At 65.9% G+C, this 15,082-nt stretch carries 15 protein-coding genes; 7 read left to right on the top strand and 8 right to left on the bottom strand.

The annotated features are described in order from the left end of the window. Positions 1–18: 18 nt before the first annotated feature. Positions 19–369, bottom strand: coding sequence for a winged helix-turn-helix transcriptional regulator (locus ACWEO2_RS14070; RefSeq protein WP_355176723.1), 351 nt, complete (start codon positions 367–369; stop codon positions 19–21). Positions 370–428: 59 nt separating this feature from the next. Between ACWEO2_RS14070 and ACWEO2_RS14065 the strand changes: the two genes are divergently transcribed. After that, on the top strand, positions 429–1,007 hold the full coding sequence (locus ACWEO2_RS14065; protein ID WP_452405649.1) for a carboxymuconolactone decarboxylase family protein: 579 nt from the start codon (positions 429–431) through the stop codon (positions 1,005–1,007). On the opposite strand, the gene ACWEO2_RS14060 is transcribed toward ACWEO2_RS14065, so the two are convergent. Continuing rightward, positions 1,004–3,010 (bottom strand): ArnT family glycosyltransferase, encoded by a 2,007-nt coding sequence (locus tag ACWEO2_RS14060; protein ID WP_452405700.1) that lies wholly within the window; start codon positions 3,008–3,010, stop codon positions 1,004–1,006. The genes ACWEO2_RS14065 and ACWEO2_RS14060 overlap by 4 nt on opposite strands. Positions 3,011–3,211: 201 nt before the next feature. Between ACWEO2_RS14060 and ACWEO2_RS14055 the strand changes: the two genes are divergently transcribed. Next, entirely contained in the window at positions 3,212–4,513 is a 1,302-nt protein-coding gene (locus ACWEO2_RS14055) for a serine hydrolase domain-containing protein (RefSeq protein WP_452405648.1), read from the top strand. Positions 4,514–4,519: 6 nt separating this feature from the next. Here the strand turns inward: ACWEO2_RS14055 and ACWEO2_RS14050 are convergent, their stop codons facing one another. Further along, positions 4,520–5,731 (bottom strand): hypothetical protein, encoded by a 1,212-nt coding sequence (locus ACWEO2_RS14050; protein ID WP_452405647.1) that lies wholly within the window; start codon positions 5,729–5,731, stop codon positions 4,520–4,522. Positions 5,732–5,989: 258 nt separating this feature from the next. Between ACWEO2_RS14050 and ACWEO2_RS14045 the strand changes: the two genes are divergently transcribed. The 3 genes from ACWEO2_RS14045 to ACWEO2_RS14035 all read left to right on the top strand — a co-directional run bounded on the left by ACWEO2_RS14045 (position 5,990) and on the right by ACWEO2_RS14035 (position 9,444). Beyond that, positions 5,990–6,871: an esterase/lipase family protein gene (locus ACWEO2_RS14045; RefSeq protein WP_452405646.1), complete on the top strand. Its 882-nt coding sequence runs from the start codon at positions 5,990–5,992 to the stop codon at positions 6,869–6,871. Between the two features lie 117 nt (positions 6,872–6,988). Next, positions 6,989–8,110 carry a metallophosphoesterase gene (locus ACWEO2_RS14040; protein ID WP_452405645.1) on the top strand — a complete coding sequence of 374 codons (1,122 nt, stop codon included), beginning with the start codon at positions 6,989–6,991 and terminating at the stop codon, positions 8,108–8,110. A 125-nt stretch (positions 8,111–8,235) separates the two neighbouring features. Then, positions 8,236–9,444: a permease gene (locus tag ACWEO2_RS14035; protein WP_452405644.1), complete on the top strand. Its 1,209-nt coding sequence runs from the start codon at positions 8,236–8,238 to the stop codon at positions 9,442–9,444. On the opposite strand, the gene ACWEO2_RS14030 is transcribed toward ACWEO2_RS14035, so the two are convergent. Further along, positions 9,424–10,002, bottom strand: coding sequence for a TetR/AcrR family transcriptional regulator (locus ACWEO2_RS14030; RefSeq protein WP_452405643.1), 579 nt, complete (start codon positions 10,000–10,002; stop codon positions 9,424–9,426). The two genes, ACWEO2_RS14035 and ACWEO2_RS14030, sit on opposite strands and share 21 nt — an antisense overlap. Before the next feature lie 120 nt (positions 10,003–10,122). Between ACWEO2_RS14030 and ACWEO2_RS14025 the strand changes: the two genes are divergently transcribed. Both ACWEO2_RS14025 and ACWEO2_RS14020 read left to right on the top strand, forming a co-directional pair. Continuing rightward, positions 10,123–10,743, top strand: coding sequence for a class I SAM-dependent methyltransferase (locus ACWEO2_RS14025; RefSeq protein WP_452405642.1), 621 nt, complete (start codon positions 10,123–10,125; stop codon positions 10,741–10,743). Between the two features lie 6 nt (positions 10,744–10,749). Then, positions 10,750–11,127 carry a DUF2218 domain-containing protein gene (locus ACWEO2_RS14020; RefSeq protein WP_452405641.1) on the top strand — a complete coding sequence of 126 codons (378 nt, stop codon included), beginning with the start codon at positions 10,750–10,752 and terminating at the stop codon, positions 11,125–11,127. 291 nt (positions 11,128–11,418) lie between these two features. Here ACWEO2_RS14020 and ACWEO2_RS14015 read toward each other — a convergent pair whose 3' ends face one another. From ACWEO2_RS14015 to ACWEO2_RS14000, 4 genes are read right to left on the bottom strand one after another with little or no spacing between them, the layout of a single operon-like run. Continuing rightward, positions 11,419–11,604: a TetR family transcriptional regulator gene (locus tag ACWEO2_RS14015; protein WP_452405640.1), complete on the bottom strand. Its 186-nt coding sequence runs from the start codon at positions 11,602–11,604 to the stop codon at positions 11,419–11,421. After that, on the bottom strand, positions 11,591–12,517 hold the full coding sequence (locus ACWEO2_RS14010; protein WP_452405639.1) for a hypothetical protein: 927 nt from the start codon (positions 12,515–12,517) through the stop codon (positions 11,591–11,593). Before ACWEO2_RS14010 ends, ACWEO2_RS14015 begins: the two co-directional genes overlap by 14 nt. Then, positions 12,514–13,962, bottom strand: a complete 1,449-nt coding sequence (locus ACWEO2_RS14005; RefSeq protein WP_452405638.1) for a pyridoxal phosphate-dependent aminotransferase — start codon at positions 13,960–13,962, stop codon at positions 12,514–12,516. Before ACWEO2_RS14005 ends, ACWEO2_RS14010 begins: the two co-directional genes overlap by 4 nt. Then, positions 13,959–15,008 carry a helix-turn-helix domain-containing protein gene (locus ACWEO2_RS14000; RefSeq protein ID WP_355176713.1) on the bottom strand — a complete coding sequence of 350 codons (1,050 nt, stop codon included), beginning with the start codon at positions 15,006–15,008 and terminating at the stop codon, positions 13,959–13,961. The genes ACWEO2_RS14005 and ACWEO2_RS14000 overlap by 4 nt, the downstream gene beginning before the upstream one ends. Positions 15,009–15,082 lie beyond the last annotated feature (74 nt).

Genomic DNA, 15,082 nt, shown 5'->3' with positions numbered 1-15,082 from the left:
CGAACGCGGCCTCGGCACCTAGGCGTCGTCGGCCCAGCGCTCAACCCAAACCTGTAGTGGCTCGAGGGCCGCGACCAGTTCGAGGCCATCGGCGGTGAGGCGGTACCCCTTCGCATCCGTCTGCACGATCGCCACCGCACGCAATTCGCGCAGCCGATCGTTCAGCACACTGGCCGACACCCCGCCGGTCAGACCCTGCAATTCGCGGAAGGTGACGCTGGCACCGTCGCGTAACTCCCAGAGCACCCGCAGCGTCCAGCGACGTCCGAGCAGATCCAGCAGCGCCATGATCGGGCGCCCGGTGCGCGATCCCCGCACGGGCTTGCCGACCACCGGAGTCTTGCCCGCTTCGGATTCCGAAGCTACCATCGAGACCGTCCTTGCTCTGTTTTTCGAAGCATGAAGACCAGCCTAACGAGGTTCGATCGATGACCACCGGATCCACACCCCGAATCGCCCCGCTGTACCCGCCCTACGCACCCGCTATCGACGCACAGCTGAAGAAGTGGATGCCACCGGAAGCCACAATCGAGCCGCTGGCGCTGTTCCGCACGCTGGCCGTGCACGATGAACTCTTCGCGCGCATGCGTCCACTTGGCGCGGGAATTCTGGGCCATGGCCGGGTGTCGCCGCGCGATCGCGAGATCGTCATCCACCGCACCTGCGCCCGAGCGGGCGCCGAGTACGAATGGGGCGTGCACGCGGTGGTCCAGGGGCCGCAGGTCGGCCTGACCACCGCCCAAATCGACGCCGCCGCGGTCGGTCCGGCCGACGATCCGGCGTGGACCGCCGCGGACAGCGTGCTGGTGCTCATGGCCGATGAACTCCACGACACCGGGGATATCTCCGATGAGGTCTGGACCCGGCTGGCCGAACGCTACGACGTGGACCAGATCCTGGAACTGATCATCATCGCTGGCTGGTATCGCTTGCTCAGCACCGTGATCACCAGTGCCCGTATCGAATTCGAACCCTGGGCCCGGCGCTTTCCGCCGCGCAACCCTTAGCTCGGCGACGCCGTCAGGTCGTAGACCGCGACATTGCCGATGTGGACCGCTTGATAATGCTCGGCCACCCAGTCGCCGATGTCCTTGTGGCCGACCGGCCGCCACAGCTCGTCGTCGGGCTCCGCCGCCGGGGCATTGTCTCGAGTCGGGACCCGCCAGGAATCGGGCAGCTTCACCTCCTGCGCGAGGTAATAGGTGACCTGATGGGTGCGCACCAGTTCCTGGAACTGGTCGAGTGTCGGCACCGGATCATCGGAGGTGAAGCCGCCGATCGCGATAACCGGTGTGCGACTGGCCAATTCGAGGCTGGCGGCGGTCGAGGAGCGGTCCACGGCGGCCGACCACCGCGTCGTCGTATCGGTGAGCATGCTCACCAATCGCGGCTCCGCGAAGTCGCCGCTCATGAACCGACGGATCTCCTGTTGGGCCTCGTTCTCGGGACCGGGCTTCTGCTTGCGGGCCGGGCCGACCGTCGGACTGCCGCCGGTATGCGACTGCGGCAGCGTCGTCACGGCATATGCCGTCGACCCGCCGAGACCGGCCAGCACACCCGCGACCACCAGTACCGAGGTCACCCGGTCGCGCGCCCGGCGACGCCCGGCCGCCGGCAGCGATGCGATGAGCAGCCCGACCGCCGCGAGCACCGAGAGCACGAGGATGGTCCACCGCAGCCAGGGCTGCCAGTCCGAATTCCGCTGCAGGACAACGAATGCCCATATGCCCGCGGTCAAAATGAGTGCGGCGGAGCCGATTCGGCCGAACGCGCTGTCGCGGCGACGCCACATTTCGTGCACACCGAGCGCGAACATTCCCGCAACGGCAGGTCCGATCGCCAGGGTGTAGTAGGCGTGCATGCCGCCCTTCATAGTGGAGAAGGCGACGCCATCGATGATCAGCCACAGTCCGAAGGTCAATGCCGCACCACGCACCAGATCGGTGCGCGGCGCGCGCCACCGTGCCGCGAGCACCAGCACGAAGGCGAGGATCGCCGCTGGCAGCAGCCAGGAGATCTCATAACCGATTTCGCCGGTGAACAATCGGTCCGGTCCCGAACCGAAGCCGCCGAAGCCCTGTCCCGGTCCGGCATCGTGCGGCATTTCGTAACCGGGCGGCAGCTCGAAGCGGTTGCCGCCCTTGTGATTGCGGCCGAGGAAGCGCGCGAAGCCGTTATAGCCGAGCACCAGATCCATGAAGGTGTTGTTGGTCGAACCGGCCAGATACGGTCGCGAGGACTCCGGCCACAGCATGGTCAGCAGTACGAACCAGCCGGACGAGACGATCAACGCACCGGCCGCGGCCAGCAGGTGCCACAGCCGGGTCCGCAGTGCGGTGGGTGCGACGATCAGATACGCGATGCCCAACGCGGGCAACACCATCAGGCCCTCGAGCATCTTGGCCAGGAATGCGAAGCCGAGCGCCACCCCGGCCAGCATCAGCCAGCGCACACTCGCCTGCCGCAGCGCGCGGATCGTGCAGTACGCACCGGCCGTCATCAGCAGCACCATGACCGCATCCGGATTGTTGAACCGGAACATCAGCGCCACCACCGGCGTCACCGCGAAGACGGCACCGGCGAGCAGCCCCGCGCCGCGGCTCGCGGTCGCCCTGGTCACCGCGCCGTACATCATCGCGACCGTCGCGACCGCCATCAGCGCCTGCGGTATGAGCATGCTCGCACTGCTGAAGCCGAACAGCTGACCGGAAAGTCCCATCACCCACTGCGATACCGGTGGCTTGTCGACCGTGATGAAGTTTCCGGGATCCAGCGAGCCGAACAGCACCGCCTTCCAGTCCCGCGAACCCGACCATGCCGCGGCGGCGTAGAAGCCATTGCCCATGGCATTGACGGTGATATTCCACAGATAGGCGGCCGCCGTCCCGATCAGCAGGACCACCAGGCCGATGCGCTCCCACCGCCGGATGGGTGACAACGCCGTCGCCGAGACGGGCGGGGTCGGGTCGGGCGGGGTCGTATCGGGCAGGGACGCCGGGGGACTGGTCACTGTCACCTGGGGAGTATCACAGCCGTACCGGTGGACCGCCTTGGCGTTTGCTGTCAGTCCGCTGTGAGCCTGCCCCTAACCCCTATGACCATGGGATTTGGGGCGTTCGATGCCGTAACAGGGGGCCGTACCGCCCGATCTCACCACCGAAACCGTGGGTACGTGGAGGGTCGAGTGCGTCGTCGTTCGAAGAGTGCTGTGGTGTCTGCGATCACCATGGCCGTTGTGCTGTTGGCCGGTCTGTCGGGTGCGGTCGCCGAGGCCGCGCCAGCGGAGTTGAGGCATTGTGAACTCACCGATGGGCGCACGCCGCAAACGGCGACGCCCGAAGAGGTCGGCCTCGATTCGGCCGCGCTGCGCACCGCCATGGGCTTCGTCTCCGATCCGACCCGGCGCAATATCCAGGTGTTCCGCAATAACTGTCTTATCGCGACCGGGCCGAACAACGCACAGACCGGCGCTGAGCCGTGGAATCTGTGGAGTGCAACCAAGAGCGTGGTCTCGCTGGTCACCGGCCTCGCCGTCGACGAGGGGCGGTTGCGGATCGATGATCCGATCGGTGCCTATCTGCCGCCGGGCATCGGCGATGCCGAGCACCGCGCGATCACCGTGCGCAATCTGCTCACCGAATCCTCGGGTCTCGAGGTCTCGGTACTCTCCGAGGGGGTCACGGGGCTGGCGCAACTCGATCCGAATGTGGTGGCGCAGGCCATGGCGCGACCGGTCGAGCATCCGCAGGGCACCGTCTGGCGCTACAGCCAGCGCGCCGTCGATCTGATCGCCTATGTGGTACAGCGCGCCGTCGGCGTGGACTTCCAGGAGTACGCGCAGCGAAAGCTGTTCGACCCCTTGGGCATCCGGAGGACCGACTACTTCTGGGGCCGCGACCGCAGCGGGAACACCTACGGCTACGCCCATCTCGTGCTCCCACCCGACGATTTCGTCAAGCTCGGTCTGCTGGTCGCCAATCGCGGGAATTGGCATGGCATCCAGGTCATTTCGACGGACTACCTCGCGCAGGCGAGTCAACCGTCGCAGACCAGCCCGTGCTACGGCTTCCTCTTCGTCGTCAATGGACCCGAATGCGCCGCCGAATTTCCGGGTCTGCCGGCCGATGCCGTCAAGATGTCGGGCATGATGCGCCAGGACAGCTACATTGTGCCGAGCCTCGACCTGGTGGTCAGCTGGACCGGCGTCACCGTCCCCGGCGGTGCCGGAACCTTCCCGAGCGATACGCTGCGCGCCATCAACGCGGCCTTCCGGGAACCGCGGCTACCGGATCCAGGACCCTATGTGCCACAAGAGGGCGTCAGCCTGGACGATCCGACGATCACCAACCCCGACGCGGTCCTCGATGCCCTGGGCATCGGCCCCAATGCCTATCCGGGGTGCGGCCCGCTGCTCTGCCTCGGCAAGGCCCCTGCCGCACCGTTCGCGGATTGGCCATCCGGCTGCTTCATTCTCGGCTGCATCGGCCCCGCCCCGACTCCCGGCATCCGCTGAATCTGTTCAGGTGGCCGGAATTTCGCGTTGGAACCAGTCGAGGATCTGCGGGAGCGCGATGCGGGCGGTGGCGGAGTGGTCGATATCGCCGAGGTCGGTGAGGGTGGCGCGGTCGGTGTGCATGGCCTGCAGGCAGTGTTCGGCATTGGCGTAGAGCACATTTCGGTCGCCGGTGGCGGCGTAGAGGTGCACCGGGACGCGTGGCGTCCAGTCGCAGGTGCCGTCGCTGGCGGCCACTGCCGATTGCGAGGTTCCGGTCGGATGTTGGGCCAGGGCCAGGAATTTCGGTGTCAGCAGCAGTTCCGGGCGCACGGGTAGGGCGGTGCCGATGGTGATCTCGTTCTGCTGTCCGTCGAAGAGTTGGTCGATGCGGTCGGCGATGGGTTCGGAGAATGCGTCGGCGGGCCGATCGTAGAGGTGGTAGATGCGGTTCATCGAGGTGATCCAGTAGGCCAGGAAGAAGACTGCGATCGCCGGGGGGACCCGTCCCTCGATGGCGCCGGGCGTCTCGACGTGCGCGACGTCGTAGGGCCCGCTGATCGGCGCGAGCGCGGACAGGCCGAAGCCGGCGGCGGCACCGCCCTGTAGCGCCTTACCCAGTGCCGTCGCGGCCTGTCCGCCCTGGGAGAAGCCGGTGACGAGGATGTCCAGGTCCAGATCGCGCTGCCGTTCGGCGGCCATGGTGCGGGCGGCACGCAAGAGGTCGACCGAGGCGCTGACCTCCGAGGGGGCGTGGGTGTAGGGATGGAAGCCCGGACCTTCGCCGAGTCCGAGGTAGTCCGGCGCGACGGCCGCATAGCCCGCCGCGGCGAACATGATGGTGCGGGCGCGTTCTGGGCGGGTCGTGCCGTTGACCGAGGGCGCGTCACTCTTCAGCACCAGCGTGCCGTGCTCGTAGCTGACCACGCGCAGCCGCCGGGAATCGGTGCGCGGCAAGGCGATAAGTCCGCTCGCCGTTGTCGCGCCGCCCTCCGGGGTGATGGTGCGATAGACGACGCGGTAGGCGTCGACGCCATTGCGCACCGGCGTACCGATATTCGCATCGGCCAGATACGCCGTGGTCTGTTCGGTCGACAGTTGCTCGACCGGGGTGGTGGAAACCACCGCACCGCGCGGTACCGCCGGGGCGGGTTTGTTATCGGAACCGCACGCGGTCGGCACCGAAACCAGCAGTGCCGCGATGAACACTGCGATAACCGAACGCGGTGTGCTGGGCATGAATTCGAATTCCTCTCCAACGACCATACCGACCGACAGCGGTGCGCAACTCCATCGTGGCACCGCATTTCCGCGACTCGCCACAGCGGCGAGCATATTTGCCCTGTATTCGCTGCCGTGTTATGAAGCAGGCGGTTGACAGCCTTATCGGCCCCGATCACCGAGTCGGTGGCGAGTTTCGTTTGCAGGTCCTGATTTGTGAGCGAAGGGAGCGTTGCGCTGTTCGCGAAGAGTTCGCTTATTCGACGATCATTTATTGTGCCCGCTCTGCTCATCGGCGCATTCTCGGGCATGCTCGCTCCGGCGCACGCCGACGATGGCTCCCCGGATGGCAGCACGCCACCGGCCGGGGCCAATGATTGGGCGTGCCGACCGTCGGCGGCGCATCCGGAACCCGTGGTCCTGGTCCATGGCACCTGGGGCAATCAGAATTCCTGGGATGTGCTCGCACCGCAACTGAAAGCGCAAGGCTACTGCGTATTTTCGCTCAGCTACGGCCGCGCGGAATCCAGTGTCCGAGGTGCGGAACCGGGCGTATACGGCACCGAGGATATGCGCAGTTCGGCCCGGGAAGTCGGGGGATTCGTCGACCTGGTGCGCGCGGCGACCGGTGTACCGAAGGTGGATATCGTCGCGCATTCGCAGGGCGGTCCGCTGGTCCGGCAATTTCTGCGCTTCGAGGGCGGCGCGAACCACCTTGATCCCGCGCAGAACAAGGTGGACCAGCTGATCACCATCGCGGCGACCAATCACGGCACCACTGCCGAAGGACTCGGCTATCTACTACCGACCGGAAGCGCACAGGCGCCCGTCCTCGGCATCATCGCCGAATATCTCGGCACAGCCGCGCTGCAACAACTGATCGACAGTGAATTCCTGCACAGCCTCAATGCCGCGGGTGATACCGAACCCGGTATCAAATACACGGTGATCGCCAGCCACCTCGACCGCGTCGTCACCCCGCCCGAGGCCACCTTTCTCACCGCCGGTCTCGGTGCCACGGTCGACAATATCTGGGTACAGGATCTGTGCCCGGACGATGACTTCAACCATGGCGCGCTGCCGGAATCGCCCACCGTTGGCTATGTCGTGCAGAAAGCACTCGACCCGTCCTATATCGGACTCCCCTGCCCGGAGTGACGTGCGCGGATCGGTCGTCGCCGACGCAGTTGCGTTAACGCTGTTATCGTCGATAGCGCCCATGGCACCGGGTGGTGGGACCGGGTGCCGCACCGCACCCGCGAGAAATGATCTTCCGTGAAATACGTTCCGCGCATCGCCCTGTTTCTGGCGATTCCCGCCTTACTGTTCCTGCTGCCCTGGTGGACCTTGATCGGTGCCACCACCGAGGGCCCGCTGTTCTGGTTCGGCTCGGCGGCTTTCCTGGTCGGATTCGCATGTTTGCCCACCTCGATGTTTCTCGGCCATGGACCGAGGCAGTCGGATGCGGCGTCCATTGTGGGCGACACGCTGCTCGGCGTGATGTGGGTGCTGTTCAGCTGGTCGGTAATCGGCAATATCGTCGGACTCGGATTGGCGCTCGGCGGGGTGGACGATCCGACCCGCTCCAGAATTGTCGCCATCGGCGTACTGGCGATCGCGGCCGCGGTGACGGTCTGGGGTGTGATCGAAGCGCGCCGGGTGCCCAGGGTCCGCACCCTCGATATCGCGATCCGTGGGCTCGGCCCCGCGCTCGACGGACTGCGCATGGTGGTCATCACCGATACCCACTACGCGGCGCTGGACCGGTTGCGCTGGTCGGAGCAGGTGGTCGACGTCGTCAATGCCCAGCAGCCCGATATCGCCTGCCACGCGGGCGATCTCGCGGACGGTTCGGTGGCGAAACGGCATCCGCAGGTCGACCCGCTCGGCAAGATCGAGGCCCCGCTGGGCCGCTTCTACATCACCGGCAACCACGAATACTTCGGCGACGCACCCGGCTGGATCGACCATATGACCTCGATCGGCTGGCAGCCGCTGCACAACCAGCACGAGACGATCACCCGCGGCAATGACCGGCTGGTGCTGGCCGGTATCGACGATCCCACCGGCGTCGGCCTGCCCGGCCACGGCCCCGACCTGCCCGCCGCCCTCGCGGGCGCGGATCGGGACGCACCGGTGGTCCTGTTGGCCCACCAACCCAGGCAGGTCGCCGAGGCCGCCGCCGCCGGTGTCGCGCTGCAGATCTCCGGCCATACCCACGGCGGCCAGATCTGGCCGTTCCACTATCTGGTCCGCCTCGAACAACCCGTCGTGGCCGGCCTGTCCCGACACGGCGACACTCAGCTCTACACCAGCCGCGGTACCGGTTTCTGGGGTCCACAGCTGCGCGTCTTCGCACCAAGCGAAATCACCGTCCTGGTATTGCGCAGCGCCTGACCGCAAGCGGGCACGCGACGCAGCGCGCCGAGCTGAGTGGCGGCTTGACCATTACCCGGTGGGGGTATAGCTTGCCGCGCAGGGCGGTCAGAGCGGTCGCCCCGGATCTCCACCGAGACGAGGTTGTGGTGAACGCTATCGGGCATGCGCTATCGCTGGCCGGGTCGATGACCTGGGAGATCCTCTGGGCGTTGATCCTCGGCTTCGCGCTCTCGGCCGTGGTGCAGGCGGTGGTGCGCAAGTCGACCATCCTGCGGCTGATGGGCGATGATCGGCCGCGCACCCTCGCCATCGCGGCCGGGCTGGGGGCGGCCTCCTCGTCGTGCTCGTACGCGGCGGTGGCATTGGCGCGTTCACTGTTCCGCAAGGGCGCGAATTTCACCGCGGCGATGGCCTTCGAGATCGGCTCCACCAATCTCGTCATCGAACTCGGCGTCATCCTCGCGCTGCTGATGGGCTGGCAGTTCACCGCGGCCGAATTCGTCGGCGGTCCCATTATGATCGTGCTGCTCGCGGTGCTGTTCCGGCTCTTCGTGCGGTCCAAGCTGGTCGACGAGGCCCGTCGGCAAGCCGACCGCGGTCTCGCCGGATCGATGGAAGGCCATGCTGCGATGGATATGTCGGTAGCGGCCGAAGGCTCCTTCGCGCACCGGCTGCTGTCACGATCGGGGCTGACCGCGGTCTCACATGTATTCGTCATGGAATGGGCCGCGATTCTGCGCGATCTCGTGCTCGGCCTGCTCATCGCGGGCGCGATCGGCGCATGGGTGCCGGAGACGTTCTGGCAGAACTTCTTCCTCACCGATCATCCACTGCTGTCGGCCATCTGGGGACCGATCGTCGGACCGCTGGTGGCGATCCTGTCGTTCGTCTGCTCGATCGGCAATGTGCCGCTGGCCGCGGTGCTGTGGAACGGCGGCATCAGCTTCGGCGGTGTGATCGCCTTCATCTACGCCGACCTGCTGATCCTGCCGATCCTGAATATCTACCGCAAGTACTACGGCACCCGGATGATGCTCACCCTGCTCGGCACCTTCTACGCCGCCATGGTCGGCGCCGGATTTCTGGTCGAAATCATTTTCGGCACAACAAATCTCATCCCGGCCGAACGCAATGCCATGGTGATGGCGGAAGGAATCAGGTGGAACTACACCACCTGGCTCAATATCGCCTTCCTGATCCTCGCCGCACTGCTGGTCACGATTTTCGTACGGACCGGCGGAATTCCCATGCTGCGCATGATGGGTGGTTCACCCGACGCCCAGCACGATCACACTCGACAAGAGCACACCGGTCACGACCATGACCACGGATCACCGCACGTCGGAATGTAGTCCGCTCGCGGTGACCGAAACCAGCCGCGCGACAGCGGCTTCCGTGATGAGTTCGGCGGCTCCGCCGAGCGCGTGCAGACAATAGTTGGCCAATTCTTCGGCGGGGACGTCAGCGCGGAGTTCACCCGCCTGGGCCCCCTCCTCGATCAGCTGCCGGATCATCCCGCGCAACTGCTCCTGCGCATTGGCGATCTGTTCGTCGGGATGCAGGAATCGCACCAATTCGCGGTCGTGGCTGCGGGTTTGCCGGGTGATGTGCGCGTACGCGGTGAGTACGGCGACGAGGCGTTCGCCGACACTGCCCGCGCCGTCGCGAACGCGCACGAGTTCGGCGATGTGCGTATCGATCTGGCGCGCATGCCAGGTGCGCAGGATGGTGTCGACATCGGGAAAGTACTTGTACAACGTCGCCCGCCCGATGCCGGCGCGCTCGGCCACCTGCGACATCGTTACCGCCCGCAGCCCGCGCTCGAACACCAGCGCCGCCGTGCCGTCCAGGATCGCATCGCGCACCTGCTGACGGTGCGCCTCGATCGTCTCGTTCCACAGCTTCGGCACCACCCGACTATACATTTCGACCTTGGTGTAGACATAACGTCTTGACTATAGACACCCTGTCTCGATAAATTGAGTTTCAGCAGGCCAGGGACCTGGACAACACTCGACAGGAGACGACACGTGTTCACCCCGACGCACGATCCCCACCCCGACTACCCGCGCCCGACCGGCCCCGGCGACCTCTACACGAGCAAACCGCCGTGGGATATCGACCGACCACAACCCGCCTTCCGGACGCTCGCCGAAACCGGCCGACTGCACGGTCGCGTGCTCGATATCGGTTGCGGCACCGGCGAGCACGCAATGCTGGCCGCGCGGCTCGGCCATCCCGCAGTCGGCATCGATCAATCCGCACAGGCCATTCGGCTCGCCGAGCAGAAGGCTCGTGAGCGCGGCCTCGACGTCCGGTTCCAGCGCCACGATGCCCTGCGCCTGGCCGAACTCGGCGAAACCTTCGATACGGTGCTCGATTGCGGTCTGTTCCACATCTTCACCCCCAAGGCACGCACGTCCTATGTGGAAAGCCTCGCCACGGCACTGGTTCCGGGTGGCGGCTACTTCATGCTCGGCTTCAGCGACCGCCAGTCCGGCACCTGGGGCCCGCATCGGCTCGGCCGCGACGACATCACCGCCGCCTTCACGGACGGCTGGCGTATCGAGTCCATCGAGGAATCCACCATCGAGATCAATCCGGAACCGGGCGACGTCCGCGCCTGGCTGGTCGGTATCACCAGGATGTGATCGGCGATGCCCATCATTGAAGCCCGTATCCCGACCGATCGACCGCACCGGTACCTACGCCAATTCACAAAGCACGCAAGCACAATGGGCTCGCCGCGTGCGCACCGCATCCGCAAACACAGCGACCCGGTCACCCATGCGGAAATAGCGCTGAGTATCGAATCGACCGATATTCGGACCACCATCGTGTTCGACCCTTGGGGTCGATGCGTACTGAGCGACGACGCCAACACGCTGAACGTGCGCATCGAAGCGACCGATGACCGAGCGCTGCAACGCATCCGCGAGATCATCACCCGCGACCTCGACCGCTTCGGCCGCCACGAACTCACTGTGCAATGGCAGTCGATCGATGAACCCGACAGCGCGGGGGCCGCGCCATGACCCACCTCCGACCAACCAGCTGCCGCGCCCAGCATGACCCCGGCTCACCGCACACCGGAATGTAATCCAGGATGATGGGATGCATTGACCGCTGGCCTCACCAGTGGCGAGCTCCAGCGCACCTGACGCACGGGAAGCGGGTCGGGAACCGTCAGATGGGCAGGGCACCGTAATGGCCGTATCGGTGCCGCCCACAGGCGGTGAGCGCGAGTACCCCACGCCCCTGGACATGGGTCTCGGGGCCGAGTTCTTCCGGCCCTACCGACGCCCGTGCGGCGACGGCGCTCGATGTCAGTGCCTCAGGGATTCCGGTTTTCTGTTCTCGGCCAGCTCGGCCACGGAGGTGGCCGAGTAGCCGCGCTCGGCGATGGTGCGCAGCGCAGCTTCGAGTATCTGCGCACTGGTCGATGCGGCGGCCAACTGCACGGATCCAGTGACATTGCCCCGCTGAAACCCCTGGCCACTAACGTTCTTCACCTACGAAGCGGGTCTTCAGCAGGGCGGCGGTGGCCGCACTGTAGGCGAGGCTCGCTTCCAGCGGCCGGAGCGTCGGATAATTCGATCGGTGCGTGACGATGACGCCGTTGGGCAGGGTTACGGTGCGGTCCAGCGCGGTGGCGACACAGTTGCCACCCGATTTGGCGACGAGATCGACGATCACCGTGCCGGGGCGCAGTGTGTCGAGAGCCGCGCCATCGAGCAGCAGCGGACCCCGGGCGCCACGATGTACGGCAGCACAGACGATCAGGCCGGGTGGTTCGGCGGCGAGGTGTGCGAGCAGCCCGGCCGGATTCGGCAGAAATGTCTTGGCACCGTGCCGGATTGCCGCGGACTCCTGATCGGGGCGGTTGCCGAGCGCGGTCGGCACGTCGCCGTGCGCGGCCGCCACGGCGATGGCGGCGAGTCCGGCCTGTCCGCAGCCGAGGATCAAGGTGTGCACGGTCCCCTGAGCCGAGCGCAGCTGTCGGCCTTGCACATAGGCGACCTCACCGGCTATTCGGCTCATGGCGGAGAGGGCATCGATCTCGGGGCGCGAGTGCGGAACGGTTTCGTAGCCGATGGATTCGATGCCGCGGGCCCGCAGTCCAGCGATCACATCGTGACGATGCAGCGGGTCCTGGAATCCGATGAGGGTGGTACCGGACCGCACCGAATCCAGCGGATATGCCGGAGGCTTCACCCACACCACAAGGTCGGCGCGCGCGAAAACCTCCGCCCGCTCGACTATCCGCGCGCCGGACCCGCGGTAGTCCGCATCACTGAACCCGATCGATCGGCCCGCGTCACGCTCGACAAGGACATCCACACTCGCGAGCCCGCGCACATCGTCGGGGATCAGTGCGACGCGCCGCTCCTCGACCGCCGTCTCGCGCAGCACTCCGATAATCATTGTGCGGGAGTGCCTTCCAGAATCGGTAGACCACGCTCCGCCAGTACCTTGGGATAGGTCAGCCCCTCCCGGATCTCCTGGATCAACTGCTCGAGCCGGTCGAACAGCTCGTCGACCAGATCGGCCGACTCACGGCCCGGCGCCTTGCGCGGCGCCAGCACATTGAACCGCACGCCGAGTCGCTCGGATCCGGTCCGGTCCAGTGCGACGGTATCGATCCCGGCACCGGCGAGCAGCAGATCCTCCAGCTCCGCGCTCGTCGCGACACACACCTGGTCGAGCAGCGCGTCGTCGAAGACCACGGTCAGGAACATGCCCTGCCGACTGCCCAGTGGCCGCATTAGTTTCGCACCGAATCGAGCGTTGATGGCCGCGATATGGCCGTGCGCACGGTCGAGTTGTTCGAGCATGCGCACGCGATTGCGCGCGAAATAATCCGCTGGCGTGTGCTCGACGATCGCTCGTGCCAGATGCGTGGACTCGCGCTGGAAGGAAATGGTGAGCCGCTCCCGAACCTCGGCAAGCCATTCGGCATTGCCCGAGCACGCAGCGCCCAATTTGCACGGACCGAAAGCGTTGTAGCCCTTGGAGTTCCCGGTGATGGTCAGCACTTGGTCGTAGAGCCGCCGCACGCCATCGGCGGTGGGTATCTCGAGCGCGGCGATCGGAATATGCTGCGCCACCATGCAATCGAAGGCCATATCGCAGATCACCGGCACTCCATGCGCCAGCAGCACTCGGCCGATCGCCAGCAGTTCCTCGGCCGAATACTCGGTGAATACCGGATTTCCGGGCAGCGTGAGCAGCACCCCGCACAGCTCGCCGCGCTCGGCGAAGTAGTCGAGGCACGCTGCCAGCAGCTCGGGGTCGATCTTGAAGGAGTCATCCGGTGCGACCGGGCAAGCCTGCATCCGCAGACCGTACTTCTCCACGTGGATGCCCGAACTCTTGTACAGGCCTTCCGGATACACAATGACACCACCGGGACGGGCCAGGGTCGCGACCGCCTCCTCGAGCAGCATGGTGCTCGAGTATGCGCAGACAATGACCTCCTCGGGCGATACCCGCACTCCGGGCACACCGTCGACCGGCTCCGACAACCGCCCGAACAGCTTGTGCGCCGCCAACTCTCGCAGTACCAGCGGCTGCCGCTTGTGATACAGCGTGCCGTCGGTGTACTCATCCGGCGGCTGCGTGTGCAGCAGCTCGCGCCAAGCCAGATCCAATGCAGTGAGGGCGTTTTCGGCCAGCGCGAGACCGGTCTCACCGTGATAGGCGTCGATGACATCCGAATACATCCGGTCGCCCGCACCCGCGAACTGTGGCCGTGCGCCCAGGTGTCGACGCACTTCCCGCTTGCGCACCTCCGAGCGGTTGGTGCGAGCGGCGAGACTCGGCGCCAGGTGCTGCCATGGCAGCCCATCGATGGCAGCCAGCCGCGTCACGGCACCTCACCTTCGACGGGCGACTCCCCCGGCGCGACCATCTCGCGCCAACTCTGCTCCAGCGCCGCACGAAACAGCCTGCGGCAGTCGCCATCGGTCAGGCGTTCGAAGGCGGCCAGCGCCGGTGCGGCGACAATGTCGTTGACGACGATGCCCGAACCGGCGACCTTGAGTTCGTAGAGGCGCTCGAACCTTCGCACCGCGAACGCGACATCGTGCTTCAAGGCCGAGAACCGGGTTGCGACGCGGGCCTGCCGGGAATAGTCGTATTCACCTACGGCGACATACTTTTCGTCCACTACCAGCATGCTCTGCGCATTGCGTGCATGCTCGCGCTTGACCAGCACGCTCTCCACTCCCGAACGCGCCTGCTTCCATAGTTTGTCGTCATAGGGCCATACGTCATCGATCGTGTCGAGGACATACATGCGTCTCACATCGATTCGGGGCGGATGGGTGTTGTCGGCCAGCCGCAGGATCGCGGCGTGATAGTCATCGCCGACATCGCCGCCGATGGTGCCCAGGTCGGCGGTGTGGATCGCCCGAACGGACTGTTTGGCCTGTTCGAGGATCATCAACCAGTCGCTCACGGTATTCCATTCCCACACCGTCGCGCTGCGCGAGGGGATCTGGGCCAGGATCTCCTCGGCCCGCTCCAACTGCCGATCCGCGATCATGCGCAGCGGTTCGATCTCCTCCCGCGCACCGGTCGCATCGATCAGGCTGCCCGCGATACCGATTGCCCGCTCGACCAGTTCAGGGTCCTTGCCGAGTAGGACATTGAATCGCATGCGCAGATCGTGGTACGCGCCGCCGGCCAGATCATCGGTGACACCGTCGGTGGTCGGCAATTCCTGGCCGAGCGCGAGGCTCAGACGTTCACGCAGCGGTAGCGGCGGCACCCGCGTTCCGTTCTCGATCTGCTGGATCAGGCTGCGCGAACAACCCGCCTTGGCCGCGAGCGCGGCCTGGGTGAACCCGCGTTCGGTGCGGAGCCGACGGACCAGATCCCCTACCTGCTCACCGTCCGGCCCTGAGCCAGCCATGTCGCGCCTCCATCCTGCGCTCGAATCCTAATGCCCACGATGTGTCATCCGTCGTCATCATAGTCACGTTACGA

This window comes from Nocardia sp. NPDC004278, from assembly GCF_053602975.1.
This window is presented reverse-complemented; position numbering and strand designations above follow the sequence as displayed.

Coding starts and splice junctions, on each gene's coding strand:
- ACWEO2_RS14070 (WP_355176723.1), bottom strand. CDS start 369: ATGGTAGCTTCGGAATCCGAAGCGGGCAAGACTCCGGTGGTCGGCAAG.
- ACWEO2_RS14065 (WP_452405649.1), top strand. CDS start 429: ATGACCACCGGATCCACACCCCGAATCGCCCCGCTGTACCCGCCCTAC.
- ACWEO2_RS14050 (WP_452405647.1), bottom strand. CDS start 5,731: ATGCCCAGCACACCGCGTTCGGTTATCGCAGTGTTCATCGCGGCACTG.
- ACWEO2_RS14020 (WP_452405641.1), top strand. CDS start 10,750: ATGCCCATCATTGAAGCCCGTATCCCGACCGATCGACCGCACCGGTAC.
- ACWEO2_RS14010 (WP_452405639.1), bottom strand. CDS start 12,517: ATGATTATCGGAGTGCTGCGCGAGACGGCGGTCGAGGAGCGGCGCGTC.
- ACWEO2_RS14000 (WP_355176713.1), bottom strand. CDS start 15,008: ATGGCTGGCTCAGGGCCGGACGGTGAGCAGGTAGGGGATCTGGTCCGT.